Origin of the sequence: Synechococcus sp. KORDI-100 (genome assembly GCF_000737535.1) — a bacterium.
GTDB lineage: Bacteria > Cyanobacteriota > Cyanobacteriia > PCC-6307 > Cyanobiaceae > Parasynechococcus.
Genome location: NZ_CP006269.1, coordinates 2,455,177 through 2,479,364, shown reverse-complemented (window position 1 = coordinate 2,479,364; position 24,188 = coordinate 2,455,177). Strand labels below are relative to the sequence as shown.

Below are 24,188 nucleotides of genomic sequence, written 5' to 3'. Positions count from 1 at the left end.
TAATTGGAGGGTGAGTCCTGGTGCTACTTGTGAAAACTTTATCAATACGACGACACAAAGAGGCGTATTGGATCACATATTTAATAGGTCAATCAAAGAACATTTACTTGCTATCAAGGCAACTATGAAGCGAAATTTATTATGAACTCATCACAACAACAATGCACTGATCCGGCTGATGTAATCAGAAGTCAGATCCTTAAGAAGAATCTTGGTCAGCAAATACAGCCTTTACAGCAACCTCAGAAACCCTCTGCGCCTGTTGATATGAATGGCTCGAGATCTGGTCAGGCAGATACTGTCATTGACTCAGTTAGGCAAGCAGTTCGTGCCAAGTCTCGAGGTCTGTAAATGTCACAGATGCAGATTCAGACGCTGTAGTGGAGATTGCGAAAGAAGCTGGGTTTGCAATTACCGTAGAAGATATTCAATCAATGCAATCGGCAACAATAGAATTGTCAGATGATGAGCTGGAAGAAGGTGCAGCTCGCGGTGGACGATGTCTTGTGACTGGAGATATAGGGGTAACTGCTGCGTGTACGATAAAGTGTTGAGATATAGGGGTATAGATTGGGATCCTACGCCGTCACAGCCCCTGCATTGACAGAGCTTTTTATTGCTTCAATCGTCTGACTAACCCCATCAATCAGCCTTCAATACCTGGCACAATTCACACTTCACCCCGTCAGCAATGGCGGGGTTTTTTATTGCCTTGTCGTCCATGTGAGCAAGGTCACAAGTGATCTTGTACTGGCTTGCCCCCTTCCAGATTATGGATAAGATTACTTAGGAAAATCCTTCAGACGAGGAAGTCGATTCCCTATGGGAACAGTGATGTGGGTGCAGTACAACCAAAGCGGCAGCATCAGCACCAGTCATTGGGCATGGAATCGATGGGAAAAAGGTAAATTTGTCGAAGATGAAAGCTATGAATGGAGCGACGCAGAGAATGAGAGTAGGCTGGGGATAAGGGTTCGCGAAACGAAATACTTCATCTTCTTCAGAGAGATTTGTTACAAACAAAGAGAGCACAACTATTGGATTCAAAGGGCTCGTGGCTGGAGAATTAAAATACCTTTTTGCAAAACATACGAGCAGACCAGGATTGCTAACTGGATTGTGGTTGATTTGCCTTCGATGATATTTGCTTTTTGGATCTACAGGCAGTTTTTATATCCCCTCCTAAAGAATTGATGCAATACAAGACCCACAAGGGAAAAGCAGGGGGCGTTGTTGTCGCTATCCTTCTTTCGACAAAATCTCACACACTTCACCCCGTCAGCAATGGCGGAGATTTTTATTGCGAGGTGCTCTGTGCCTACCTGAATGGTGCTCTTCTTCTGTATGGCTGGCTAATATCCCTGATGGATGTTTCTCCCTGTCTAGGTGAGGGATGACAGCTTTTGCACAACGATTGATACTGTATTTGTAGTGCAGTCTTGTGCTTTATGAAGGTACTTCAATGGCTTCTTCCTGCTCCGGCTTTGGCTGGAGTGGCCATTTCTCTTTTGCCTCCTGTTCAAGCGGGTTGTGGTCCCGCAGAAGGACTCATGCAAATCTGCTATAAGGGCAGATGTGAGGTACAGAAGCTTGCAAGGCAATGCTCAAGTGTAGTGGCGGGCAACCACTTCGAATCTGAGCTTGGTTGGCAATATGGCTACTCGGAATATATCGGTGGATATGCGACTCAGATGGTCGTGAGATTCACACCCCACAACAAGGTTCTGTACCAAGGTGATCCAGACGGGTCTCCCTACAAGTTCGATATCTGTGGTGGGCGGTTCACAGGTGGTCCCTGCTCAGAAAAATCATGGGCGAAGTGAAGTTGATTGTGCTGCCCATCTCCCGACAAGCCTCACACACACCACCCTGTCAGTAATGGCGGGGATTTTTATTGCTAGGCACTCTGTGCCTTACGGAACATCACCTGACCACTGATATTGCTAACAACAGTGCAGGCTTCCTCTATCACCAATGTCAGAAGAGCAACTCAAAGCCTTTCTAGAGAAAGTCAAAGGCGACACCAGCCTTCAGGAAAAGCTCAATGGAGCTGCAGATGCAGATGCTGCTCTTCAAATCGCCAAAGAAGCTGGATTTTCAATTACCTCAGAAGATATTCAATCAATGCAATCGACAACGGTAGAATTGTCAGACGAGGAACTGGAAGGCGCAGCTGGGGGTGGCGGCTGGACGGGGAATTCTGTGTGCGTATTTGTTACTGGGGGGTGTTAGATTTTTGTAGGAAGATAGATATAAATTCCACACACTCAAGCCTCTGCATTTAGAGGGTTTTTTTATTGCTTCAATTAATCCAATTTAAATGGTAAATCTTCGTCGCTTGTTGTAGAGCCTTTTTGCTGGAAGCTACAACTAAGGTTTAATTGAACATTCTGGGAACTTTTCTAATGACATCTCTAATGCATTGTCCGACAGTGGTGTCATACCATTCTTCTGAACAAATTCAGTCCAAGTCAAAACTGTCTCCTTTCTTGTAAGACTGCCTTTTGCTTCTAATTCACAAAGCAAACTCACCCATGAAAAAGTACCAACAAATATACCAGCTTTTGTGCAAGTAGTATATATTTCTTCTGAAGCATTACAAGCTTTATCTAGCTCCTCAAATGTTTCAATAGCCTGAACTGGAGCAGCTGAGATGAGGAGTGAGCCGATGAGTGGAAGGAGTTTCATGGGACTAGCCTGAAAGAACTGATGATGCATGAAGTTATCAACTAAGGAATAGGTTTAATTGAACATGTCGGATGAGTTCTTAGCATGAAATTCACTCCTTCTTTGCGCAGATTATCGGGTTGAGGACTGAGTTCAACCTCTTCCCAATATCTAGTTACTTCTTCTGCTGTAAGGAAACCTCTCCACTCTAATTTACAAAGTGTGTTTGTGACAAACACAGCAGAATGCCATTCAGCAGATCTATCACATAGCTTTGTGTTTTCTTCTGAAGAAATGCAAGCGTTGACATATTCATCGTATGTTTCAAAAGCCTGAACTGGTGCTGTTGAAAGAAGCAGTGCACCGATGAGTGGAAGGAAATTCATAAGAGACAACCTGCAAGGTCTAATAATCGCATCTCAATCCACCGGGAACAGCTTCCATTGAGCATCCTCTGGAATCTCTAGAGATTTCTTCAAATCCTTAGGCTTATTCAAGGAACCGTTTTAATTGGGCAATTCGGATGATATTCTTCCAACACACTATTTGCTGCTTGAGTCCATAAAGGATGGCCATAAGTTTCATTATATTTGTTCCACATCTTAACTGCATTTTGTGTTGTAATTAAGTCTTGCCTCACTAACTCACAAAGCACGTCAACTCTGTTTCGTGCAGAAGTCGCCAGAGCTTTTCCTTGACACAACAGAAAATTTTCATTTGTTTCAAGACATGCTTCATCTAACTCCTCAAGTGTTGCTTTATCTAACCCCTCAAGTGTTTCAAAAGCCTGAACTGTTGCTGCTGAAATGAGTAGTGCACCGATGAGTGGAAGGAGTTTCATAGGACTAGCCTGACAGAATTGACGATGCTGGAACCTATAACTTAGGTTTAAGTGAACAGTCTGGGAAATTTTTTAGTGTAAACTCTACTGCTTCCTGCGACAGTGGTGTTGTCATACCATTCTCCTCAACAAATTCATCCCAATTCAAAACTAACTCCTCTCTTGTAAGACTGCCTTTTTCTTCTAATTCACAAAGCAAACTCACAGTAAAAACAGTACCACTAAATACACCAGCTTTTGTACAAATATTATCTATTTCTTCTGAAGCATTACAAGCTTCCATTAACTCCTCAAATGTTTCAATGGCCTGAACTGGAGCAGCCGAGATGAGGAGTGAGCCGATGAGTGGAACAGTTCTAAGTAATGACCTCATGGAAAATGACATAATTTTGTGAAGGGATATATAGTATAGGAAGTGCGCAAATTCCCCCTATACCCCCTCCTCTTTTTATTTTTTTGGAAGGGCTAGAAGGAAGGAGGCATGTGCATGTATGTATTTATGAATTACACCAGCGGATGACACTTTGACTTGACCCTGTAAATCTAATCCTGACTGGTTTGATTTATTTTCTGTAATTGCTGCAGTTTTGGCGCTGGGAATTGATGTCTGAATAGGCCACCCCCCCCCCTCTCTTTTGTTTTGTAAATCGGCGCGAGATAGATACCGTATCTAGTCGAAGGTTGGTATGACCTGACTGATTAAGTTGGTATGCCTGCCAAGATCCATTGGTATGACAAGGCTGGTGCTGGTTACTGACTGAATACCTGGCCATGCATAGCAGTGCTAGCAACTTTTGATTCTCAATAAGCTCTGCTGCTCTCAGCCATCCATGCGTAATGGAGCGCAGCCACGCACGTGAGTGCAAGTGGCAAGCGGGATACATAACCATTTAACTATCTATCTATAACTCATGCAACATGTGCACAGCAAGTAACACTTTCTATGGTGTATGTTGTGTTAGCAAATCCACATATAACGTGTTTTTTGTTGTGATCTGTAGCGGCTATATCTTACCTTCTTTGACCACACTAACTCCACTTATATTGGCCTGTAATGCTATCAAAACCTCATCAAGGTAGTTTGTATCAACAATAGATCTACGGCCTGCTGTGGAGCCTTTCAGGGGTCTTACAGGCTCGGTATCAGCCACGCCAATCCATGCCAATACCAACCACTCAACAGATACCAACCAAATACCAACTCGCTGTCGCTGCAGCTGATTCAAGCTATGACTAGGATCTAGGCCACATTGCAAAGTGTCTCATAGTTCATCGAAAAACAGGACTCCCGCATGGGCCAGGCTCAGTTCACCGGGGCTGGGATGGAGACCGCCTCCAAGCAGGGCGGCTGCGGTGCAGCGATGGTGGGGAGCACGGAAGGGCCGCTGGCGTTGCAGATCCGCTGGTTGGCTCAACATCCCTGCCACCGAGTGAATTTTGGTCACGGTCAATGCTTCCTTGTCCTCCGGTGGTGGAAGCAGTTGAAGCAGAGACTGGGCCAGTCGGGTTTTGCCGCAGCCCGGTGGCCCCACCAGCAGCAGGTGATGGCCGCCAGCGGCCGCGAGCGCCAGGGCTTGCGCTCCCATCTCGCTATCGGGCAGATCAGCTCGATCCCTTGGTATGGCGTGAGCTCGTAGGCTCATCCTCGGCAGCGACCGTCCCGGGCGCCGCTGCTTCAACTGTTCCACCAGCTCCCGCAGATTCTGGGCGGTCCCCACAGTGAGGGCCGGGATCAAGGCGGCTTCGTTGGCGTTGTCCGGCGGGACGAGCAGTGCTCTGGCTCCAGCCCGAGCCGCCAGTTCGGCAATGGCGATCACACCTCGGCATGGACGCAGACCGCCATCAAGACCCAGTTCTCCGGCACACCAGAGTCCATCCAGCAGCGGTGCATCCAGCTGGCCGCTCGCCACCAGCAGGGCCAGGGCGATCGGGAGATCGAAGGAGGGTCCCTCCTTGCGTTCATCCGCCGGGGCCAGGTTGATGACCACCCTGACCAGAGGACCTCGAAACCCGCTGTTGCGAAGAGCGGAACGCACCCGTTCCCTCGATTCCTGGATCGCCTCGTCCGGCAGTCCCACGAGCTGGACTCCGGGGAGACCCGGCGCCAGGTCAACCTCGACCGTGACGGGGCGGGCATCAAGGCCCTGAATGGATGCACTCAGACAACGTGCCAGCATCGGCAGGGAATTGGACGAGGTATGAGATCCATGCCCTGCCTGTCCCACCTTTCGGCAGTTCCTACTCCCCCGACCCATGGCGGATGACACGATTTTCGGGAAGATCCTCCGCAGCGAGATTCCCTGTGATGAGGTCTACAGCGACGATCTCTGTCTCGCCTTTCGTGATATCGCTCCCCAGGCGCCTGTTCATGTTTTGGTGATCCCGCGCCAGCCGATCGAAAGCCTTCGTGCCGCTGCTGCGGAGCATCAGGCGCTTCTGGGCCATCTGCTGTTGGTGGCTGCCAAGGTGGCCAAACAGGAGGGACTTGAGGACTGGCGCGCGGTGATCAACAGTGGCGCCGCTGCCGGTCAGACCGTTTTCCACCTGCATGTGCATGTGATCGGCGGTCGTCCCCTGGCCTGGCCCCCCGGCTGAGGTGGCAGCGAAGAGAGGCAGTCCCAGCCAGACTGACGGCAGTTCAGCAGTGGCATGATCCACCAGCTTCAGAACCTTCGCGATCAGTCCGCCAAGTTGCGTCGACTGTCTCAGCCCTACTTTTTCCCATACACAGAGGACAACGGCTGGCAGTTCTTCGGACTGCTGGTTTGCCTGCTCTTCTGCGTCGCCGGGATCGTTCTGTTCCTGGTCACCGGCCTGATGAATGGCCTCACCTGGTTAATGCCGGAGTTGACCGGTCAGTACTTCGGAGGCGTCCAGTCATCCCTGGCGATGATCTGGTCCCGCGGCTGGGGTGCGGGAATCAGCGCCCTGTTTCTGGTGGGAGTTGTGGCGTTCGCCTCTGAGCGGGGGCAATTGCGTTACCGCCGATGGCTTCCCTGGCTGTTTCTAGGGGTGATCATTCTGATGCTGCTGTGTGTGAACGGCGTCAACGCTGGGATCACCTTCATTGCCCGTGATCTCACCAATGCCCTGATCGCCAGGGATGGAGAAGCGTCGTATCGCAATCTCTGGGTTTACGGGGCTTGTTTTGCAGTCGCGCTTCCGATTCGCAGTCTCCAGTTTTATTTCACCCGGAAACTTGGTCTGTTCTGGCGGGAATGGTTGTCGCTGAGCCTGGTGGATGATTATCTGCAGGATCGTGCGTATTATGTGCTCAATCCGAATGATGAGCAGGCCACAAATGTTGACAATCCTGATCAACGGATTTCAGAGGACGTCAAGGATTTCACGGCTCAGGCATTGGAGTTTGCGATCAACATTTTTGATTCAATTCTCACTTTTTCTCTCAATATCCTGATTCTTTATTCCGTCAGTGAGAGTTTGACGTTTGCTCTGTTGATCTATGCATCTGCCGTCTCAATCCTGATGATCGTGGCCGGCAGGAAGCTGGTGCGACTGAACAATTTTCAGCTGCGCTACGAGGCCGATTTTCGTTACGGACTGGTGCGGATCCGTGACAATGCCGAATCCATCGCTTTCTATTCGGGAGAACAGCAGGAGTCGAAGGAGGTCACACGGCGCCTCGCCACGGTGGTTGAAAACTTCAATCTGCTGATTGTCTGGGAGGTGCTGCTGCGGGTGCTGCAACGATCCAGTATTTACGCCAGCAATTTCATCCCTTATCTGATACTGGCCGCACCAATTCTGGCAGGTAAAATGGACTATGGCGGCTTCGCCCAAGCCAATGTCGCCTACAACCTTGTTGAAAATTCGCTGTTTTTCATTGTCTACAACATTGAGGCACTGGCTCGCTTCTCCGCTTCTGTGAACAGGTTGGAGGGTTTCCAATCAAATGTGTCCAATCTTGATCCCGAGGAATGGAGTGATTTTGTTCCCAAGATCGTTTCTTCCGATCGATTGGCGTTGAGAGGTGTCACGGTCAAAACTCCTCGGACGGACAACGTGCTGGTCCGCGATCTGAGTTTTTCGCTGGACGTCGCCGAGGGACTTCTCGTTGTCGGACCCTCCGGATGCGGCAAGACCTCTCTGCTCCGTGTGGTGAGTGGTCTCTGGGGATCACCGACCGGAACGGTCGAGTCCCCTGGACAGGGGGATTTGCTGTTCATTCCCCAGAAGCCCTACATGGCTCTCGGCTCGCTCCGGGAACAGCTCTGTTATCCCCTGGATCAGGCCCGCTTCAGTGATGACCAGCTGCGTGCCGTTCTCGACCAGGTGATGCTGAGCAAATTGATGCAGCGCTACCCCGATCTCGACATCAAGCAGGATTGGCCGCGGCTGCTGTCTCTGGGAGAGCAGCAACGGCTCGCCTTCGCAAGGTTGCTGCTGAATTCACCCAAGGTTGTGGTGCTCGATGAAGCCACGAGTGCTTTGGATGTGGAAACGGAATCGCGCCTGTATGCGCTTCTGCGTGATCGTGAGGTGTCGTTCATCAGCGTCGGCCACAGGCCCACGTTGAAGGCGTTCCACGACACCGTGCTGGAACTGTCCGGCACTGATGAATGGCGGCTGATCCCCGCTGCCAGCTATGACTTCGGGCGTCCCTGAATCCCTCGGATGACCAACAGCCCTTCTGAGCCCCCGGGCGATCCCACGACGTCAGAACCGACGACATCAGCATCCGATACGTCGGCATCCGCGACGTCAGCCACCACGTCGGATGTTCCCGCCTTTGGCTGGAGCGCCTACGCCGAGCGGGTCAATGGGCGTTTCGCCATGCTGGGATTCGCGGCGGTGCTCCTGATCGAAATCCTCAGTGGTGACAGTTTTCTCCACTGGGCCGGTCTGGTTCGCTGATTCAGGGCAGTCGGATCAGGTCCACCTGCCAGCGGCCGTCTCGGCTGACCTGAACCGCCAAGCGCTTCCCCTGAGCATCAAGACTGACGGCCCGAGGCACACCGGCAGGCTCGATCGGCACTCTCTGGACGGCTGCCTGACTCCGCCGATACAGCAACAGCTCCGTGCGGCCCTGCCGTTGCTCGACAATCGCGAGGCGTTCACCATCGGCACTGACGGAAACGTCGATCGGTTGGCCATCAGCCCTGTTCAACCCTGGCAGTGGGACAGGTTGGCGGTTGCGTAAATCGATCAGTTCAATGCGCTCCCGTCCGCCCCGCTGGGTGAGGCTGGCCAGCCAGCGCTCACCCAGGGCTGGATCTCTTCGGCTGCCGGCCTGGCGCAGAAAACCATTGAGATCGCTGCGTGGCAGCGGCCGCGGATCGCTGCAACCGATCAAGAGCAGCAGGAGAAGCGCAGCCCCCGTCCCCTTCATGGCGACAGATTGGTGGCGGGTGTCGTCGTCCTGGCACCCCCCGGTCGATCCGCTTCCAGCATGGAACTGAGATCAAGCAGTTCCACCCGCCATTGCCCTTGATCCGCCACTTGCAGGGCCAGCTGGCGACCATCCGGAGCCAGGCTCAGCTTCACCGGGTCCCTGCCACCCGGAAGCGGGAGCGGGTGGAGTCGGCCGGTGAGGCGGTCGGCCACGACGGCGAGTCGACGCTGGCCCCGTTGTGTGATCAGGGCCAGATAGCGCCCATTCCAGCTCAGGGATGGTGAACTGTGGGGCTGGTGTCGATTGAGTTGAGACAGGGGAAGGATGCTGCCATCCCTCAGATCCCTGAGTTGAACACTTGGTCGGCCGCGCCGTTCACTGATCACGGCGAGGAATCGACCGTCTCCACTGATGGCAGGGTCCTGCTGGCTGCGATCGAGCAGGGTGCCGGCGGACCGTTCGCTGCGTCCTGAGCAGCCGCTGGTCGCCAGCAGGATCATCGAAGGGATGATCAACAGCTGCAGCAGCGGACCGTCAGGGCGTTTCAGTCGTCGAAGCGGGAACTGTTGTCCCGCGGACCGCTTTGCCGTGGTCGGGAGCTACGCGGTGTTGGCCGGCTGCCAGCAGCGGAACCCACGGATGAACCTTCATCCTTGGGGCCCTGGAGCGGCCTTGCGTTCTTCCTTGGACTGAAGGCGGCATCCTCGGCTGCCGGCTTCACCGGGGCACCACGTGGGGTGTCGCGAGGTGAGTCGCGAGGCTCTCGATCGAGGCTGCTGGCTCGACCGCCTGGCCTGCTGCCGCGCTTCTGACCATCACGTTGGTTGCGACGGTCCCCAAAGTCGGGGCGTCGATCGCTGGTTTCTTCGCCTGCACGGAACCGTGCGAGCCGGCGGCTGCGCTCGTCATCCCGATCCCAGTCGCCCTGTGCGTCATCCCGGCCACGTGGTCTGCGGCTGGCGGCCTGCTCGGGAATCGCTGCTCGGCTGCTGCGCCTCGGTCGGTAGAAGTCTTCTTCAGTTCGTTCTTCGGGATCCTCATCGCTACCGCTGAAGCGCCGGCGGAGCGGTTGCGGTTCATCAAAGCGTTCGTAGGGCTCGTCCCATCCACCGCGCAACCCCCCGGCAGGGCTGCGTGGTGGCGCTGGCTCATCATCGAAGTACGCCGAACGCCTGGCCTGTTCCGTGGCGACGCCACGGAGGCGCACACTTTCGTAGGCGAAGAACACCGTTGTTCCCGCAAGCAGGAACTGCCCGAACTGGAGGATCGGGTCGAGTCTCCACCCCTGGAAGAACAGAATCCCTCCGCAGAGAAGGCCGATCGCCGCAAAGAAAACGTCGTAATCCCTTGCGAGCGCTGGCTTGAACGACCTCATGAAGTAGAGCAAAGCTCCACCGACGGCCAGCACGATTCCGACGATGCTGGCCCAGTTAAGACTGGCGTTAACCAAAGATCCGCCTCCTCGTGGTCCTCAGTTTACGAGGGGCGCCAGTGAAGATCAGAGCTTGCGGTCGAGTCGGTCTGTCTGGCTGACGAGGATCAGGGCGATCGTGACGGGCACCACCACAATCACGCCTCCCCAGAGCAGGCTGTTCAGAAAATTGGACAGGGAGGGGGTCATGGCGCTGAAGTTGACTGCGGTTGAACCGCGACGATCTTAAGGAGCAGGACCCGCTTTCTACGATGCGACGTGCATTGCGTTGATCTTTGTGACGCCACTGCTCCTGCAGCTTCTTCCAGCGATCCACCTGGGACTCGGGTTGTTGCTGGCGTTTTGGACCGTGGCCTTTCTTCTGCGGATCGTGCTCACCTGGTATCCCCAGGTTGATCTCAGTCGGGGAGCCTGGCCCTTGATCGCCTGGCCAACCGAAGCTGTGTTGTCCTTCAGCAGGCGACTGGTGGCCCCGATCGGCGGTGTTGATGTCACTCCCGTCATCTGGGTCGGTTTGGTCAGCCTGATCCGGGAACTGCTCGTGGGCCAGCAAGGTCTGCTCTCCCAGATCCTGCTTCGCTCTCAGCTGTCGGTCGGCTGACGCCGAGCCGACTTGAGCCGAGCCAATCAAATCAACGCAGACGTCGGTCAGTTGAGCATGTCCTGTTCAACGAATTTGGTGTGAACATCGCCCTCGATGAACTCCCGACGTTCCAGCAGGTCCAGGTGGAATTCCACGGTGGTGGGGATCCCGGTGACCGCACATTCATTCAGGGCGCGTTTCATCCTGGTCATCGCACTGGTGCGGTCACGACCCCAGACGATCAGTTTGCCGATCAGTGAGTCGTAGAAGGGCGGGATGTCGTAACCGGTGTAAACGTGGCTGTCGACGCGCACACCAGGACCTCCCGGCGGAAGCCAGCCCGTGATCCTGCCGGGTGCCGGTCGGAAGTTGTGGCTGGCATCCTCGGCGTTGATCCGGCACTCGATGGCGTGGCCGTTCATCCGGATCTCGTCCTGGCGCACGCTGATCGGCTCACCACCAGCGATTCGCAGCTGTTCCGCGATCAGATCGATTCCCGTCACCATTTCAGTGACGGGATGCTCCACCTGGATACGGGTGTTCATCTCCATGAAATAGAAGCCGCCACTGCGATCCAGCAGGAACTCCACCGTTCCGGCACCCTCGTAGTCGATGCTCCGGGCCGCGGCGACAGCGGCTTCCCCCATCCGGCGACGCAGCTCAGGGTCCAGAGCGGGGCTCGGGGCTTCCTCCAGGAGCTTCTGATGGCGTCGCTGAATCGAGCAGTCCCGCTCTCCGAGGTGGACGACGTTTCCATGGCGGTCGGCGAGCACCTGCACCTCGACGTGCCTGGGCCGGTCGATGAACTTCTCCATGTAAAGCCCTGGATTGCCGAAGGCGGCCTCCGCCTCTCCCTGCGCGGCCTTGAACAGATTCTCCAGCTGATCGGGTCCAGGCACGAGGCGCATGCCGCGACCACCCCCCCCTGCTGTGGCCTTGATCATCACGGGATAGCCCATCTGGGCCGCGAGCTCGGCGGCTTCCTGGGGACTGGCCAGCAACCCTTCATTGCCGGGAACCGTTGGCACGCCAACGGTCTGCATCGTCGCTTTCGCCGTTGATTTGTCCCCCATGGACCGGATCGCGTGGGGGGATGGGCCGATGAAGGTAATGCCGTGGTCCCGGCAGATCTCCGCGAATCGATCGTTTTCAGCCAGGAAGCCGTAACCGGGGTGAATGGCGTCGACCCCGCGGGATGTCGCTGCCGCCAGGATGTTGGGAACGTTCAGGTAGCTCTTGCTGCTCAGGGCTTCGCCGACGCACACGGCCTCATCGGCCAGCTGAACGTGCAGCGCATCGCGATCCACCGTGCTGTACACCGCGACAGTGGCGATCCCCAATTCCCGACAGCTGCGAAGAATCCTGAGAGCGATTTCGCCGCGGTTGGCGATCAGGACTTTGCCGATGGGCATCCCGCAGCAGATAAGCCAGAGGCCGGATCGTATCAGCGACGATCAGCCCGGCCAGAGGCCGCTCCACTGGCCGGTATGATCCTTTTTCGATCCGGTCCGCGTGGCCGAATCGACCACGCGGATGTGGTGGAATTGGTAGACACGCACGTTTGAGGGGCGTGTGGCTTCGGCCTTGCGAGTTCAAGTCTCGCCATCCGCACTTCCTTTTCCTTGGCTAGTCCAGCGCAGGCCGATTCAGGACTCGCCGTCGTTCTCGTCAGTAACGGTCCAGGCGAGCTCTCCACCTGGGTGCGTCCTCTTGCTGAGCGTCTGCATGCCACCTTGCCGCTGCGCCCGCGCACGCCTGATGCGGTGATGTCGCTGCAACTGGTGCTGGTGCCCTGCCCGAATGCCACCGGTCATGAGGTGGAGGCGGCGCGACCCTGGCATCAGTTCGAGCGCATTCTTCCCGCCCGTCATTTCTGGAGCCTGCTGTTGCGCCCCCGTCGTTTCGGCCCCTGGCCGCGGCGGGGGGTGGTGGTGTTCCTCGGCGGTGATCAGTTCTGGACCGTCCTCCTCTCGGCGCGGTTGGGCTACCGCCACATCACCTATGCCGAATGGGTGGCCCGCTGGCCGCGCTGGAACGATCGTGTGGCGGCCATGTCCGACGCTGTTCGCGATCAGCTGCCCCCCGCCCAGCGCCACCGCTGCCGGGTTGTGGGTGATCTGATGGCGGACCTGTCGTCCTTTGCCCGCGGGGATGACCCACTTCCCCGCGGCGAATGGGTGGCGCTGTTGCCGGGTTCCAAGCGCGCCAAGCTCTCGATTGGTGTGCCGTTTCTGCTGGACACGGCCGACCGCCTGGCCCAGGGCCGGCCCGGGTGTCGTTTCCTTCTGCCGGTTGCGCCGACCACCAGCGTGGCGGAATTGTTGTGGTTTGCAGGCCGGGAAAACCCGATCGCTGCGGACTATCGGGTCACCGTGGCTGAGGTGGGTGAGGGGTGGCTTGTGACGGCAGCTGGTACGCGGATCGAGCTGCTTGACCGACATCCGGCCCATGCGGCGCTCAGCCAGTGCGATCTGGCCCTCACCACGGTGGGGGCGAACACAGCTGAGCTGGGGGCTTTGGCGGTGCCGATGATCGTGCTCGTTCCAACCCAGCATCTGGAGGTCATGCAGGCCTGGGATGGGGGTTTGGGTTTGCTGGCCCGTCTGCCGGGGTTCAGGCGACTGATCGGTGTCCTGCTCACCCTCTGGCGACTGCGTCACAACGGTTTGATGGCATGGCCCAACATCCATGCCGGGCGGGTGGTGGTGCCTGAGCGGGTGGGGGCGATCACGCCTCAGCAGATCGCTGAGGAGGCCGCCTCCTGGCTTGCGGCACCCGGGCGGCTGGAGGGGCAACGTCAGGATCTTCGAGCGTTGCGTGGCCGCTCAGGTGCCGTGAACGCCCTTGCTGAGGAGGTTCGGGCCCTGCTGCCCAAGGCGATCGAATCTGCTTAGGGTGCACCACGCAGATCTTGCCGCGTGATGACCACCAGCCCTGAGCGTCTCGAGCGCAGCAGTGAGGAATGGAAGGCGTCCCTGACTCCTGAGCAGTTTCAGGTGACGCGCTGTGGTGGAACCGAACGGGCATTCACGGGCGCCTTCTGGAACAACAAGGCCACCGGGATTTACCACTGCGTCTGCTGCGGATCTCCGCTGTTCAGCTCGGAGACCAAGTTCGACTCAGGCACGGGCTGGCCGAGTTTCTGGGACGGTGTCTCCCCGGAGGCGATCACCACGAAACAGGACCTCGCCCATGGCATGGTGCGCACTGAAATCAATTGCGCCCGGTGTGATGCCCATCTCGGTCATGTCTTCCCGGATGGCCCGGCACCAACAGGCCAGCGGTACTGCGTCAACAGTGCATCGCTGGCGTTTGAACAACGTTGAGGGTCAGTTGCTCCAGTTCAGCCTCCCCGTGCCGCCGTTGCAGAAGTTGGTCGCTTTGTTGAATTCGCTCTGACGGATCTGTGTGGTGATCTGATTGTCACTGAGCTGATGGCTGTCGAGGACCTGCTGATAGCGGCTGCGAATGCAGCGGTCGAGAGCGGTTGGTTTCGCCACGGCATGGGCAAACAATCCGAGCATCACTAGCACCAGTCCTCGATAAACAACGACGGGTGTGATGCGCGTGCTGGTGTGTTGGCTCGGTACAGCGCGAGGTCGGCGGACAGGCGCTGTGCCAAAGGGGTTCCGCACTCAAGACGTTCGCATTGAACCGCATCACCAGGGATCGTCGAGGCTGTCATCGAGGCTGTTGTCACGACTGTTGTTGAGGCCGTCGTTCAGGCTGTCGCTGCTGTTCTTCCGGACCTCGCGACGCGGTTCATCCCGCTGGCGTTGCATTGGCTCAACATCAAGGGGCTCGCCGGGTTGCTGGGCCGGACGACGGGAAGCAGGCACAACGCGTCCTGGTGGTGGCTCAGGCTCGTAGCGCTCCTCGTCGCGGGACCCGAAGCGATCAACGGGCTCGTTGCGAGGGCGGTAGCGATCGGCGGGTTCTTCGCGGGGGCGGTAGCGATCCTCCGGTTCGTCGAGATACAGCCTGCGTGAGGCCATCTCCTGACGGCGATCCTCAAGTTCGACGTACTCCAGCTCTTCATCCGCTTCGAAGCGTTCGCTTTCGGATGCTTTCAGCCGCCGTTGATCCTGCTCAACGGGCTGACCGGCGCCGAGCTGGTTCTCCACCGGCACCAGGTTGACGCGGTAGCGCTCCCGCTCCTGTTCCTCCCAGCTGGGGCCGCCGACACCCAGTTTTTCCAGCACGCCGCTGCTGAGTTGCTTGAGCTTGTCCTCAGCGCCCTCATAAACAATGATCCGATCCGGCCCGCTGCTGACAATTTCCTCAACGGGCATCTCCCAGGTGCTGAGAACGCCTTCACCTAGCAGCGGAACCCCCAGTGCTCCCATCACCAGAGTGGTGAGTTCGCCCGTTTCGATATCGAAGGCGAAGCCCAGCACCCTGCCCAGCTGACGACCGGACTCGGTGATCACCTGGCTGTTGATCACCCGGCTGTAGCGATCCGGATTGAATCCTTCGCTGAGGGAATCGGCGGAATCCACAAGAATCACATCGCCGACCTGGCGGATGCGATCCAGCGGCATCCAGCGGGGCAGACCGGGCAAGAAACGGGTCAGAGGGTTGTCCCGCAACCCGACGGCCACCACCTCGCGGCGGTCGATGTCCACGATCACTTCCCCCACCACGCCGAGGCGACGTCCTGAATCACGGGTGATCACCTGGGTACCCATCAACTCAGAGCGCAACCACAGGCGGTCGCTTGGTACGCCGACCAGGGCGTCGTTCGCAGAAGGGGTCTGACTCATCTGGCCATTTTGGCGCAAGCCTTCTCAGTCGCCAGCTCAGGCGGCATCCGGAAGACCGACCACCTGGGTGTGAGCGCCGCGGGCCTGGGTGACGCCGATGGTGCGCTGCGAGGCGGCGATCATGGGTCGTCGATGGCTGACCACCATGAATTGGGCCTGGTCGGCCTGGCGAGCGATCAGTGCTGCCAGTCGTTCCACATTCACCCCGTCCAGAAAGCTGTCCACTTCATCGAGGGCGTAGAAGGGGGATGGGCGGAAGCGCTGAAGAGCAAACAGGAAGCTGAGGGCTGTGAGGGATTTTTCCCCACCGGACATGGCCGCCAGCCGGCGCACCGCCTTGCCTTTGGGATGGGCCACCAGAGTCAGCCCGCCTTCGAGGGGATCCTCCGGATTTTCGAGTTGAAGGTGTCCGTCCCCATCGGAGAGGGAGGCGAAGATCTCGCGGAAATGGCCATCCACAGCCGTGAAGGCCTCCATGAAGGCCTCCTGTCGAAGGGTGGCGACGGTTTCAATGCGCAGCAGCAGTTCCTCCCGCTCCTTGTTGAGCACGCCCAGTCGTTCGTTGAGTTCCGCGAGGCGTTGCTCGAGCGCCTCAAGTTCCTCGAGGGCCAGCATGTTCACCGGTTCGAGGGCTTCCATCCGCTGCTGGATCGCCTGGAGATCAGCCTGGAGGACCTCGAGCCCCGCCAGCCGCATCGCTTCGGGAATCTCGGGGCGCGGATCAGGGAGGGCCTGCTCCATCTCCTGCAGGCGCAAGCTGCCACTGCGCTGCTGTTCGATCAGGCCCTCCCGTTCCTCCTTGAGACGCTCGAGGTTCCATTCGGCTTGCTGCAAGGCCTGGCGCTGACGGGACACCTCGGCTTCTGCTGCATCCCTGGCGCGGCGCTGTTCGCCGAATCGTTCCTGCAACTGTTTCTGATCGGTTTCGAGTCGGCTGCGCTGGTCCTGCAGCTCCTGTTGTTGCTGGCGCCAGGCTCCATGCGCTGTCGAGAGGGCCTGCACGGCGTCCTGAAGTCGCTGTTCTTCAGCGGCAAGCGCCTGCTGCTGATCGTGCAGCCGTTCCAGCGCCAGTTGTCGTTCGCGCCGGGCATTGAGCAGATCATCACGACGCTGTCGTGCCCGCTCAAGGTTGGCGTCGGCGGCTTCAAGGTCCTGCTGCAACTGTTGCCAGACCCCGGCGTCGTCGTTTCCGGTGCCATTGAGCTCTGCCTGGTTCAGCCGCGCGAGTTCCTCGAGCAGCGGCTCCAGTTGCGTGGCGATGGTCTGGAGGCGTCGTTGCTGTTCTGTCTGATCCGCCTGCAGGCGATTGAGCCGTTCCGAACGCTGCCGATGACGTTCGACGATGGGGCCGTGATTGCGCTGGGCGGCGTTGCGTTCGGCGACCAGCGCGGCCTGGCGTTGTTCCAACGTCCGCACCGAGGGCTTCTGCTGCTCGATGGCCTGGCTCAGCTTCGCTTCCTCACGGCGGCAGGCCACCATCGTTTCGCCCAGTTCCAGCAGCCGGCGCCGCAACGGTTCTGCTTCATCGCTGTCGCCGCTGCTGCCGAAGCTTAGGCCGCTGCTGCGATTGGAGAAGCTGCCCCCGGTCATGGCACCGCTCTTCTCCAGCAGCTCACCATCAAGGGTGACGGCGCGGGAGCGGCCGAGGCGCTGACGGGCCGCTGAGAGGTCCTGGAACACCAGCGTGTCTCCGAAGACGTAGGCGAACACCACGTCGTAGATCGGTTCGTAGCGCACCAGCTCCACGGCGCGACCGATCAGCCCCTGACCATGGTCGGCGTTCGGGCTGGTGCCACGGGCCATGGCTGCATGTCCGCCCCCTGATGCCCGGATCTTGTTGAGGGGCAGGAACGTGAGACGCCCGGCACGGCGGCTTTTGAGCAGTTCAATCGCCCGTGCGGCGATGCGGTCATCGTCGACGACCACCTGTCCGAGGCGCGCACCGGCTGCGACCTCGAGGGCCAGGCGGTGGCGTTCCTCCACCTCGCCAAGCTGCGCCACAGGACCATGAATGCCGTCGAGGCCCGCTTCCAGCAGCAGGCGCAGGGCACCGGTCCCGCGGCTTTCCTGGAGAGCGTCGCGGCGACTGTCCAGGCGGGCGATCTCGCGCTCCAGGCGGGTCTGTTCCTGTTCCAACCGGGCCCTCGTGCGCTGCTGAACCGCCAGCGACTCAGCTGTTTGCTGCAGGGACTGTTTGCCTTCGCTGAGGCTTTGCAGAACGGTTTGCCACTCGCTGTCGAGGGCGTCGAGTCGCTGCTTGACCGCCTCTTCTTCGCTGCCGTCCTGGAGCTGTTCGCGGCTGAGTTCGTCGAGTCGCTCTGCATCCTGCCGCAGGCGTTCCTGCAGTTGCTGCTGTTCCTGCTGAAGGGGGTCGACGCTGGCCTGAAGGTCCTGCCGCCGTTCGCTGCGTCGCTTCTGTTCGTCCAACCAGGCCCCCGATCTGCCAGCAACATCCGCCAGCCGCCGCCTCGAAACCTCAACAGCTGATTCAGCTCCCCGGCAATCGGTCTCAGCGCTGGCCAGAGCGGCCTCATTCGGATCCTGTTCAAGTTCGCGGCTGTGCTGTTGCCACTGCTGCCGGCGCCTGCCGAGGTCGTGGCGGAGGCCCTGCAGACGTTGGCCTTCCTCCTGGTGAAGCCCGGCCTGCCGCTCCAGTTCCCTGCCGCGGGTGTCGAGTCCGGCCAGTTCCGCCTGCACAGCCAGCAGCTGGTCCTCACCCAACGCCTTCACCTGCTCCTGCAGGGCCTGAAAGTGGGTGTCGGCTTTGCTGAGGCTCAGCTTGGCTTCAGCGATGGCCGCGGTGTCCCGTTGCTCCTGGGCTTCGATCGTCTGCTGGCGCTGGCCAAGATCCTTGAGAGCCTGCTGAGCGGCTTCAAACGCCAGCACCATCTCCTGGCGCTTACCAAGCTGCAGTTGCTCTCTCAGATCCTGGTACTGCCTGGCCTTGGCGCAGTCCCGCTCCAGCCGTTGACGGCTGCTCAGCAATTCCTGCTCGATCAGCCGACAGCGATCCTGCCGCTCCTGCACGTCGTCGAGCTTGCGACGGGTCTGTTCGATACGGGTGTCGAACAGCGCGACGCCGGCGAGTTCATCAATTAGGCCGCGGCGATCGCGGTTGCTCATCGAGACGATGCGGGTGACATCGCCCTGCATCACGACGTTGCTGCCCTCAGGGTCAATCCTCAGCCGCCGCAGCTGGGTCTGCAGTTGCTGCAGATTGCATGGGATCCCATCGGCGCTGTAACTGGAGCTGTAGGACCCTCCCGGCATCACGCGAAGCCGGCGGCTCACCGTCCATTCCCGCTGATCTGCGCGAATCCAGGGACCATCTTCTGGGGCTTCGAGCCCCTCATCGGCGGCATCAGGCGTCCAGTCGTTGAGATCAAACCGCACACTCACGGTGGTCTCTGCCGACTTGCCGGCTTTGAGAACACCGCTGTTCACCAGATCCGGCAGACGGTCTGCCCGCATTCCGCGGCTGGTCGCCAGCCCCAGGCAGAACAGCACACCATCGAGAATGTTGCTCTTGCCTGAGCCATTGGGCCCAGTCACCACCGTGAATCCCTCCTCAAGAGGGATCGTCATCGCCCCGCCAAAGGACTTGAAGTGCGTCAGCCCGACCTGATTGATGTGAACCAACAGGAACGGACGCTGAAGGCGGACCGAAAGTAGCGGAGCTGTTCAAAAGCTCAAGTCCGCAACAAACAGCAGTTCCCGTTGCTGATCAGGAGACGTCCCTGCAGATCCCCTTCAACCAGGTGAATCTCCACTGGGTGGGACGAATCCTCCGGAAGTTTCCCTTCGTAACAGCCCGCCATCACCCGTTCCGCCCAGCCGCGATTGCCGGACACCGCAGCGCTGCGCGGTTCCAGCCACGCCAGGCGATGGGCAGGCAGGGCATTCGCGTTCTGGCTGCTGCCATCATCTTTTGGGATCTCTCCAAGGCGCCAGGTGCGGCAGCTCTCTCCGTCTTCGAGCAGCAGGTCGTAGTGACAGCCGCTGGGATCGTTGGGTGCACCGGTGTGCCGCAGCAGGCTGTAGCGGGGCATGGTCAGCGCCTCAGCATCCAGCTGATCCTGCGGCTCTCCCAGGCCACCAGCCAGCGTTGGTGACGACGCAGCTCCCTTTGAGGTTCCGGCGATTCTTCGGGGAACACGGTTGCCCAATCCGCAGCTCCCCAAACCTCCTGGGCAAATGCGTCATTGCTGGCTCGGTAATGGGCGCGGATCTCGCGATAGAGCTCAGGTGTGAGTCCGCTGAAGCGTTGTTTCGGCCATCCGTAAAGGTTCGCCGTTGCCTTGAGCAGCCGGAAGGCCTGTCTGCGGTGCAATGGTTCGTTCACGGCCTGCCCTTTGGTCGCGAGACGGCGTTGCACGGCCAGAGCTGTCTCGATGGCCAGGCGTCCTGGCTGTTCATTGATCCTGGGCAGATCAATCCAGTCCGTTGCTGGGCCAGCACCGATTACGGCCAACAACTGCTCAAAGGGATCAAGCGCTCTGGAGCCGCCGTAAGGGATGAAGTGTGCTGATGTCGTCCCGTTGCGACGGATCCAGCCGAACAACCTCTGGGGATCGCATTCACCACGTTCCTGGGTGTGCCCCATGATTCGACGGGCGTAGGTGTCAAAACGGCAGTCCAGTCCAAATTTCTTGACGTGCTGGGTGTATTGGGAATTGAGGTAGCTGGGTTGATCGCGCAGGAAAGCGATCAAGGTCACCCTGCAGCCTTGCTTGTTAAAAGCGTCGATCAACCAGTCGCCGAGGCAGCCATCGGAATCGGATGGTTGGCGTGTCAGCAGGTGGGAGAGCACCTCACTCGACACAAGCAAGGTGTTGTTGTTATCGCGAGCCCGATCAAGCTTCGTCTGCCAGGGCCTGAAATCCCTTTTTTTAACGGCTGGTTTGAGTTGATTGTCGCTGTCGATGTCGAAGCTGATCCGGTGCTGATGCAACATCCGGCCGTTGGCCTCCAGCCGGTTCTGGATGGCTGTTGAGCCTGTTTTGTGCATGCCGATGTGCAACACAACCCGGGTCATCGCCCCCCAACCCCTCATCTGGCTTGACCGATTCTCGCAAGCCTTGCCGCAGAAAGGGCACAGGCTGCTGATTCACCGTTTTTGTCGGCAAGGGTGATGGTGAGTTTTCCGATTTTTTGTCATTAAAAATTTGTCTCTGTCCAGGGGGAATTGAAATTTGTTGTTCTTGAATGTTTTGATCGTTTCGTCAAAGATGTTTTTAATTGCTGTATTGAATCTGTGCCGTCAGTCCCTTCGGATTGGATAATTACCTGAAGATGTCCTTGATTTTTATGGCCATCGCAAGAAGGATTTCTTTTTTAAAGGTTAGGCCAGATGGCATGTGTCAATTGTCTGATTAAGGTTTGAAAGTGACTTGATTTCATCAGGCTGTTCATGGCCTCGTCTTCACCTCAGTCCAACGGAAGTTCCGATCACGTCTTCCGCGAACGGTTCGAATCTCTGCTGCCCACCATCCAGAAGCGCTGGCCGGAATTGGCACGCCACACCCTCGAAGCAACACGGGGAAGCATGGATGAGGTCGTTCGCTTGATCGAGGACAAAACAGGTCTGACCAGTCAGGGGGTCCGCGAACAGCTGGAGGAGTTGATGCAGAGCGCTGGCGCTCGCGGTCAGCACCTTGCTGACAGCCTGGAGCCGTTGGAGGAGCAATTGGAGCAACTGCTTGATGAGCTCAACAGCACCCTGCGGCCCAGGATCGAGAAGCCGGTGCGGCAGCGGCCGCTGTTGTCCGTTGGCGTGGCCCTTGGTGTTGGTGTCCTGCTTGGCATGGTGCTGAGTGGTGGTCGACGGTCCTGATGAGCAGCTCGGAACAACCACGCGGCCTCGGGGCAGCGGCACGGATCTCGGCTCTGGCGGCCTCCGTGATGGATCTCCACGTCCGGATTGCACTTCAGGAGGTTGATCGTGAAAAGCGACGCCTGATCAGTGGCGGCTTGTTTCTTGCGATCGGTGGCACATCGATGCTGCTGGCTTTGTTGATGGCGGAAGTGGCCTTGGTGCTTTGGATTCAGGTGACCTGGAACCTGACGCTTCAGTTGGCGTTGCTGGTGCTCGCTGCCGTCAATTTGGTTCTGGCTGGCATCAGCCTGCGACTGGGCGGTCAGGTCCTGAAAGGTCCGTTCCTGCCTCAGACTCTTGAGGGCATCAACAGGACGTTACGGGCGGTGATGGGTCGGTGAACGGCCCGTTGATCTCGTGCTCTCAAATGACGTCTGGGGGCTGTTGTCTTGCTCTCTGCCGGATCACTGAGTGAACCGTTCAGTGTTAATCGATCTGGGCTGTATGAACACAACGACAGATGATTGATCTGATCAAGCCATCATTGGCCTGGAAAACTTCCTCTGTGAAACCTGCCAAAAGATTTGGAATACTTGACCAGATCTGGCTTCACGAACCTCCGGAACGCCGCCTGACAACCCGCGGAGTCTTGCGGTCTGCGTCGTCTTCAGTCGCCTTGGCCTCTGGATTCGGTTCGTCTTTCACCGGCTCATCGTCGGGCTCGTTGGCATCGATCAAGCCCAGGACCATGGCGGCTTCAATCTGATCGTGAAGATCTCCAATCGTGATCAATGCCTTGAGGACCAGTTGGGCTCGTGCGCTTTTGGGCAAACCGGGGCGCAGCTTCTTGGTGGTGTTCCAAAGCTCAAGGGCAGCTTCCTTTAAAACTTCCTTCTCTGTGGACATGGCGCCTCTCTTGTTGACTGGTCAAAGCATGGACAGGGAGATGAACCTGTCCGAAAGCATGGCTTGCGACCATCCTCCAGCTGAGCACAGCGATGTTGTGCAGCGCAACCAATCCCTCATTGCCGCTTGTCTTGAAAGGGGTGAGCCGATCTGAAAGAGTCTTGTTGTCCTGTTGATCAGTGGATCGAGTAATGCAGCCAACGGCAGTCGATCCCGCCGTTGTTGATTGGAATTCGCCGCTCTGCTTTGAGGCGTAATGCCCGTGTGAGGCTGGCATTGCCGCTGAGCAGCCAGAGTTGCCAGCCTGAGGCCTGTTGTTTGGCGAAGTCACCGAGGCAGGCGTAGAGGTTGTCGAGGTCGTCGTCGGAGCCAATCCGCTCTCCATAGGGAGGGTTGCAGACCAGGACGCCCTGGCCTGATGGAAGTTCTTGTTGGTTGAAGTGGCCGGTGACGATGCTGATCACCCCTTTGAGGCCTGCGGCGGCGACGTTGGTCCGTGCCTGATCCGCGATGGCGGGATCCTGTTCAAAACCGATCAGGGGCGGGAGGTTCACATCGCGCCGCCGTCGTTGCCTGGCGCGGGCTTGCTCCTGCTGCCAGAGCTTGGGCTCGAAATCGACCCAGCCTTCCAAGGCAAAGCTGCGGTTGAGTCCCGGTGCCTGTTGAAGGGCGATCGCGGCTGCTTCGATCAACAGTGTGGCGGAACCGCAGCAAGGATCGACCAACGGAACCGATCCATCCCAGCCCGTGAGCCGGATCAGACCAGCCGCCAGGTTTTCCTTCATGGGTGCACGTCCCATCGCGGCTCGGTATCCCCGGCGATGCAGGCTGCTGCCGCTGCCATCAAAGCTGAGCAGCGCCTCCCCTCGACTCAGATGCAGGTGCAGCGCCAGATCGGGATCCTCCAGATCGATGGAGGATCGCTTTCCCCATCGATCACGCTGCTGGTCCACCAGGGCATTCTTCACCTGCAGAGCAGAGAAATGGCTGTGGTTCAGCCCGGGAGCTGAGCCGGTCACATCAACGCGGAACGTTTGAGAAGGGTGCAGCCATTGCTCCCAGTCCAGTGCGTTCTGGATTCCGTCGTACAGCTCATCTCGGCTGCGGCAATCGAAGCGAGCCATCTGCCGCAGCAATCGAAAGGGCAAACGTGCTTGCAGGTGCAGTCTGTAGAAGCAGGACCGATCAGCTCGAAAAGCCGCTGCTCGTTGGCGTGGTTGGACATCGTGAGCTCCAAGGGCTGTCAACTCCTGGCAGCCCTCCTGTTCCAATCCCTGGGGGAGCACGGCGATGGCAGGAAATCGGTTCTCACGACCCAATGGGGCAGTGCTCCGGATCACGACTGCTGCCAGAATGGCAAGGTTCGGTACCCCGGACTAGGTGATCCACACCAGTGTTTCGGACAGCGGTTCGATTCCGCTCAGCTCCATTTCCCCCACTTCGGGGCTGCAATGGTTTCGACGGGGCATGAGGAGGGTGACTGAAGCCTGCTCGGTAAGAGCAAACCCGTAACTGCGAACAACATCGTTCGTTTCTCCCGTCAAGCAGCCCCTGTTGCTGCCTGACCCATTAAGGGAGATGGGGTGAAGTCAGCCTTATCACCCAAATGACTCATGGGGCCTGGAAGGGCCCTTTTTAGTTGTCAGAGACTTGCTTTTCGGGCCCTGGCGCAGCGGCTTGAAGTTGATTGCACGCAAATTTGCACGCAAGTGACTTGTGGATGGTGAGGGGCATTCGGTAAGCCTGGGACTGGTCTGCTGCCCGAAGGCAGCCTCAATCCCCAGAAAGCCAGGGTGTTGTTGTTGTTGGCATCAATTGCAGGCTGGGA

General features: G+C 58.0%; 26 protein-coding genes, 1 tRNA gene and 2 pseudogenes. 12 read left to right on the top strand and 17 right to left on the bottom strand.

Going from position 1 to position 24,188, the window contains the following annotated elements; genetic code table 11:
• Nucleotides 1-374: 374 nt before the first annotated feature.
• The 3 genes and pseudogenes from KR100_RS15430 to KR100_RS12810 all read left to right on the top strand — a co-directional run.
• Nucleotides 375-554: pseudogene (locus KR100_RS15430) on the top strand (Nif11-like leader peptide family RiPP precursor); the annotation flags it as partial.
• Nucleotides 555-822: 268 nt separating this feature from the next.
• Nucleotides 823-1,194 carry a hypothetical protein gene (locus KR100_RS12815; RefSeq protein ID WP_038546755.1) on the top strand — a complete coding sequence of 124 codons (372 nt, stop codon included), beginning with the start codon at nucleotides 823-825 and terminating at the stop codon, nucleotides 1,192-1,194.
• Nucleotides 1,195-1,974: 780 nt separating this feature from the next.
• Nucleotides 1,975-2,232, top strand: coding sequence for a Nif11-like leader peptide family natural product precursor (locus KR100_RS12810; RefSeq protein WP_038546752.1), 258 nt, complete (start codon nucleotides 1,975-1,977; stop codon nucleotides 2,230-2,232).
• Nucleotides 2,233-2,370: 138 nt separating this feature from the next.
• Here the strand turns inward: KR100_RS12810 and KR100_RS16220 are convergent, their stop codons facing one another.
• The 5 genes and pseudogenes from KR100_RS16220 to KR100_RS12805 all read right to left on the bottom strand — a co-directional run.
• Nucleotides 2,371-2,688 (bottom strand): hypothetical protein, encoded by a 318-nt coding sequence (locus tag KR100_RS16220; RefSeq protein ID WP_156098119.1) that lies wholly within the window; start codon nucleotides 2,686-2,688, stop codon nucleotides 2,371-2,373.
• A 41-nt stretch (nucleotides 2,689-2,729) separates the two neighbouring features.
• Nucleotides 2,730-3,053 (bottom strand): hypothetical protein, encoded by a 324-nt coding sequence (locus tag KR100_RS16215; RefSeq protein WP_156098118.1) that lies wholly within the window; start codon nucleotides 3,051-3,053, stop codon nucleotides 2,730-2,732.
• 107 nt (nucleotides 3,054-3,160) lie between these two features.
• On the bottom strand, nucleotides 3,161-3,508 hold the full coding sequence (locus KR100_RS16210; protein ID WP_156098117.1) for a hypothetical protein: 348 nt from the start codon (nucleotides 3,506-3,508) through the stop codon (nucleotides 3,161-3,163).
• A 34-nt stretch (nucleotides 3,509-3,542) separates the two neighbouring features.
• A complete protein-coding gene (locus KR100_RS16205) occupies nucleotides 3,543-3,881 on the bottom strand; it encodes a hypothetical protein (protein WP_156098116.1) in 339 nt (112 codons plus the stop codon).
• Between the two features lie 892 nt (nucleotides 3,882-4,773).
• Nucleotides 4,774-5,685, bottom strand: a pseudogene (locus KR100_RS12805) (magnesium chelatase domain-containing protein); the annotation flags it as partial.
• 76 nt (nucleotides 5,686-5,761) lie between these two features.
• Between KR100_RS12805 and KR100_RS12800 the strand changes: the two are divergent.
• Genes KR100_RS12800 through KR100_RS12790 form a run of 3 tightly spaced genes read left to right on the top strand, consistent with a single transcriptional unit; the run spans nucleotide 5,762 to nucleotide 8,383 of the window.
• Complete coding sequence (locus KR100_RS12800) at nucleotides 5,762-6,103, top strand: histidine triad nucleotide-binding protein (RefSeq protein WP_038546749.1); 342 nt, start codon at nucleotides 5,762-5,764, stop codon at nucleotides 6,101-6,103.
• Nucleotides 6,104-6,157: 54 nt separating this feature from the next.
• A complete protein-coding gene (locus tag KR100_RS12795; protein WP_038546746.1) occupies nucleotides 6,158-8,134 on the top strand; it encodes an ABC transporter ATP-binding protein/permease in 1,977 nt (658 codons plus the stop codon).
• A gap of 9 nt (nucleotides 8,135-8,143) precedes the next feature.
• Entirely contained in the window at nucleotides 8,144-8,383 is a 240-nt protein-coding gene (locus KR100_RS12790) for a chlorophyll a/b-binding protein (protein WP_038546743.1), read from the top strand.
• 1 nt (nucleotide 8,384) lies between these two features.
• Here KR100_RS12790 and KR100_RS12785 read toward each other — a convergent pair whose 3' ends face one another.
• Genes KR100_RS12785 through psbX form a run of 4 tightly spaced genes read right to left on the bottom strand, consistent with a single transcriptional unit; the run spans nucleotide 8,385 to nucleotide 10,482 of the window.
• On the bottom strand, nucleotides 8,385-8,858 hold the full coding sequence (locus tag KR100_RS12785; RefSeq protein ID WP_051847549.1) for a hypothetical protein: 474 nt from the start codon (nucleotides 8,856-8,858) through the stop codon (nucleotides 8,385-8,387).
• Nucleotides 8,855-9,361 carry a hypothetical protein gene (locus KR100_RS12780; protein WP_038546740.1) on the bottom strand — a complete coding sequence of 169 codons (507 nt, stop codon included), beginning with the start codon at nucleotides 9,359-9,361 and terminating at the stop codon, nucleotides 8,855-8,857. The genes KR100_RS12785 and KR100_RS12780 overlap by 4 nt, the downstream gene beginning before the upstream one ends.
• 44 nt (nucleotides 9,362-9,405) lie before the next feature.
• Nucleotides 9,406-10,311, bottom strand: a complete 906-nt coding sequence (locus KR100_RS12775; RefSeq protein WP_038546738.1) for a Ycf66 family protein — start codon at nucleotides 10,309-10,311, stop codon at nucleotides 9,406-9,408.
• Between the two features lie 48 nt (nucleotides 10,312-10,359).
• Nucleotides 10,360-10,482 carry a photosystem II reaction center X protein gene (gene psbX / locus KR100_RS12770; protein WP_038546734.1) on the bottom strand — a complete coding sequence of 41 codons (123 nt, stop codon included), beginning with the start codon at nucleotides 10,480-10,482 and terminating at the stop codon, nucleotides 10,360-10,362.
• An 88-nt stretch (nucleotides 10,483-10,570) separates the two neighbouring features.
• Here psbX and KR100_RS12765 point away from each other — a divergent pair, with 88 nt between their 5' ends.
• Nucleotides 10,571-10,894 carry a YggT family protein gene (locus KR100_RS12765; RefSeq protein WP_038546730.1) on the top strand — a complete coding sequence of 108 codons (324 nt, stop codon included), beginning with the start codon at nucleotides 10,571-10,573 and terminating at the stop codon, nucleotides 10,892-10,894.
• Nucleotides 10,895-10,941: 47 nt separating this feature from the next.
• Here the strand turns inward: KR100_RS12765 and accC are convergent, their stop codons facing one another.
• Nucleotides 10,942-12,288 carry an acetyl-CoA carboxylase biotin carboxylase subunit gene (accC, locus tag KR100_RS12760; protein WP_038546727.1) on the bottom strand — a complete coding sequence of 449 codons (1,347 nt, stop codon included), beginning with the start codon at nucleotides 12,286-12,288 and terminating at the stop codon, nucleotides 10,942-10,944.
• 117 nt (nucleotides 12,289-12,405) lie between these two features.
• Between accC and KR100_RS12755 the strand changes: the two genes are divergently transcribed.
• The 3 genes from KR100_RS12755 (at nucleotide 12,406) to msrB (ending at nucleotide 14,202) form a co-directional block, all read left to right on the top strand.
• Nucleotides 12,406-12,487: transfer RNA gene (locus KR100_RS12755), tRNA-Leu, on the top strand.
• An 11-nt stretch (nucleotides 12,488-12,498) separates the two neighbouring features.
• Nucleotides 12,499-13,770 (top strand): hypothetical protein, encoded by a 1,272-nt coding sequence (locus KR100_RS12750; protein WP_038546724.1) that lies wholly within the window; start codon nucleotides 12,499-12,501, stop codon nucleotides 13,768-13,770.
• Between the two features lie 27 nt (nucleotides 13,771-13,797).
• Nucleotides 13,798-14,202: a peptide-methionine (R)-S-oxide reductase MsrB gene (msrB, locus tag KR100_RS12745; protein ID WP_038546722.1), complete on the top strand. Its 405-nt coding sequence runs from the start codon at nucleotides 13,798-13,800 to the stop codon at nucleotides 14,200-14,202.
• 3 nt (nucleotides 14,203-14,205) lie between these two features.
• Here the strand turns inward: msrB and KR100_RS16200 are convergent, their stop codons facing one another.
• The 5 genes from KR100_RS16200 to KR100_RS12720 are packed head-to-tail and all read right to left on the bottom strand — an operon-like array spanning nucleotide 14,206 to nucleotide 20,674.
• Nucleotides 14,206-14,511 (bottom strand): hypothetical protein, encoded by a 306-nt coding sequence (locus KR100_RS16200; RefSeq protein WP_156098114.1) that lies wholly within the window; start codon nucleotides 14,509-14,511, stop codon nucleotides 14,206-14,208.
• Nucleotides 14,512-14,535: 24 nt separating this feature from the next.
• Complete coding sequence (locus KR100_RS12735; RefSeq protein WP_071839939.1) at nucleotides 14,536-15,639, bottom strand: PRC-barrel domain-containing protein; 1,104 nt, start codon at nucleotides 15,637-15,639, stop codon at nucleotides 14,536-14,538.
• A gap of 36 nt (nucleotides 15,640-15,675) precedes the next feature.
• Nucleotides 15,676-19,278 carry a chromosome segregation protein SMC gene (gene smc / locus KR100_RS12730; RefSeq protein ID WP_038546716.1) on the bottom strand — a complete coding sequence of 1,201 codons (3,603 nt, stop codon included), beginning with the start codon at nucleotides 19,276-19,278 and terminating at the stop codon, nucleotides 15,676-15,678.
• Between the two features lie 50 nt (nucleotides 19,279-19,328).
• A complete protein-coding gene (locus tag KR100_RS12725) occupies nucleotides 19,329-19,688 on the bottom strand; it encodes a hypothetical protein (RefSeq protein WP_038546714.1) in 360 nt (119 codons plus the stop codon).
• A 2-nt stretch (nucleotides 19,689-19,690) separates the two neighbouring features.
• Nucleotides 19,691-20,674 carry a hypothetical protein gene (locus KR100_RS12720; protein ID WP_038546712.1) on the bottom strand — a complete coding sequence of 328 codons (984 nt, stop codon included), beginning with the start codon at nucleotides 20,672-20,674 and terminating at the stop codon, nucleotides 19,691-19,693.
• A gap of 375 nt (nucleotides 20,675-21,049) precedes the next feature.
• Between KR100_RS12720 and KR100_RS12715 the strand changes: the two genes are divergently transcribed.
• On the top strand, nucleotides 21,050-21,472 hold the full coding sequence (locus KR100_RS12715; protein ID WP_038546708.1) for a YqjD family protein: 423 nt from the start codon (nucleotides 21,050-21,052) through the stop codon (nucleotides 21,470-21,472).
• The gene (locus KR100_RS12710; RefSeq protein WP_038546705.1) at nucleotides 21,472-21,855 is read left to right on the top strand and encodes a phage holin family protein; all 384 of its coding nucleotides are present in this window, start codon (nucleotides 21,472-21,474) and stop codon (nucleotides 21,853-21,855) included. The genes KR100_RS12715 and KR100_RS12710 overlap by 1 nt, the downstream gene beginning before the upstream one ends.
• Nucleotides 21,856-22,063: 208 nt before the next feature.
• Here KR100_RS12710 and KR100_RS12705 read toward each other — a convergent pair whose 3' ends face one another.
• Nucleotides 22,064-22,360, bottom strand: coding sequence for a TIGR03894 family protein (locus KR100_RS12705; RefSeq protein WP_038546702.1), 297 nt, complete (start codon nucleotides 22,358-22,360; stop codon nucleotides 22,064-22,066).
• 176 nt (nucleotides 22,361-22,536) lie between these two features.
• Entirely contained in the window at nucleotides 22,537-23,679 is a 1,143-nt protein-coding gene (locus KR100_RS12700) for a class I SAM-dependent RNA methyltransferase (protein WP_038546699.1), read from the bottom strand.
• Between the last annotated feature and the right edge of the window lie 509 nt (nucleotides 23,680-24,188).

What these genes read in the sequence shown, in the direction of transcription:
- KR100_RS12815 (WP_038546755.1), top strand. Translation starts at nt 823, where the DNA reads ATGGGAACAGTGATGTGGGTGCAGTACAACCAAAGCGGCAGCATCAGC.
- KR100_RS12810 (WP_038546752.1), top strand. Translation starts at nt 1,975, where the DNA reads ATGTCAGAAGAGCAACTCAAAGCCTTTCTAGAGAAAGTCAAAGGCGAC.
- KR100_RS16220 (WP_156098119.1), bottom strand. Translation starts at nt 2,688, where the DNA reads ATGAAACTCCTTCCACTCATCGGCTCACTCCTCATCTCAGCTGCTCCA.
- KR100_RS16215 (WP_156098118.1), bottom strand. Translation starts at nt 3,053, where the DNA reads ATGAATTTCCTTCCACTCATCGGTGCACTGCTTCTTTCAACAGCACCA.
- KR100_RS16210 (WP_156098117.1), bottom strand. Translation starts at nt 3,508, where the DNA reads ATGAAACTCCTTCCACTCATCGGTGCACTACTCATTTCAGCAGCAACA.
- KR100_RS16205 (WP_156098116.1), bottom strand. Translation starts at nt 3,881, where the DNA reads ATGAGGTCATTACTTAGAACTGTTCCACTCATCGGCTCACTCCTCATC.
- KR100_RS12800 (WP_038546749.1), top strand. Translation starts at nt 5,762, where the DNA reads ATGGCGGATGACACGATTTTCGGGAAGATCCTCCGCAGCGAGATTCCC.
- KR100_RS12795 (WP_038546746.1), top strand. Translation starts at nt 6,158, where the DNA reads ATGATCCACCAGCTTCAGAACCTTCGCGATCAGTCCGCCAAGTTGCGT.
- KR100_RS12790 (WP_038546743.1), top strand. Translation starts at nt 8,144, where the DNA reads ATGACCAACAGCCCTTCTGAGCCCCCGGGCGATCCCACGACGTCAGAA.
- KR100_RS12785 (WP_051847549.1), bottom strand. Translation starts at nt 8,858, where the DNA reads ATGAAGGGGACGGGGGCTGCGCTTCTCCTGCTGCTCTTGATCGGTTGC.
- KR100_RS12780 (WP_038546740.1), bottom strand. Translation starts at nt 9,361, where the DNA reads ATGATCCTGCTGGCGACCAGCGGCTGCTCAGGACGCAGCGAACGGTCC.
- psbX (WP_038546734.1), bottom strand. Translation starts at nt 10,482, where the DNA reads ATGACCCCCTCCCTGTCCAATTTTCTGAACAGCCTGCTCTGGGGAGGC.
- accC (WP_038546727.1), bottom strand. Translation starts at nt 12,288, where the DNA reads ATGCCCATCGGCAAAGTCCTGATCGCCAACCGCGGCGAAATCGCTCTC.
- msrB (WP_038546722.1), top strand. Translation starts at nt 13,798, where the DNA reads ATGACCACCAGCCCTGAGCGTCTCGAGCGCAGCAGTGAGGAATGGAAG.
- KR100_RS12735 (WP_071839939.1), bottom strand. Translation starts at nt 15,639, where the DNA reads ATGAGTCAGACCCCTTCTGCGAACGACGCCCTGGTCGGCGTACCAAGC.
- KR100_RS12725 (WP_038546714.1), bottom strand. Translation starts at nt 19,688, where the DNA reads ATGCCCCGCTACAGCCTGCTGCGGCACACCGGTGCACCCAACGATCCC.
- KR100_RS12720 (WP_038546712.1), bottom strand. Translation starts at nt 20,674, where the DNA reads ATGACCCGGGTTGTGTTGCACATCGGCATGCACAAAACAGGCTCAACA.
- KR100_RS12715 (WP_038546708.1), top strand. Translation starts at nt 21,050, where the DNA reads ATGGCCTCGTCTTCACCTCAGTCCAACGGAAGTTCCGATCACGTCTTC.
- KR100_RS12710 (WP_038546705.1), top strand. Translation starts at nt 21,472, where the DNA reads ATGAGCAGCTCGGAACAACCACGCGGCCTCGGGGCAGCGGCACGGATC.
- KR100_RS12705 (WP_038546702.1), bottom strand. Translation starts at nt 22,360, where the DNA reads ATGTCCACAGAGAAGGAAGTTTTAAAGGAAGCTGCCCTTGAGCTTTGG.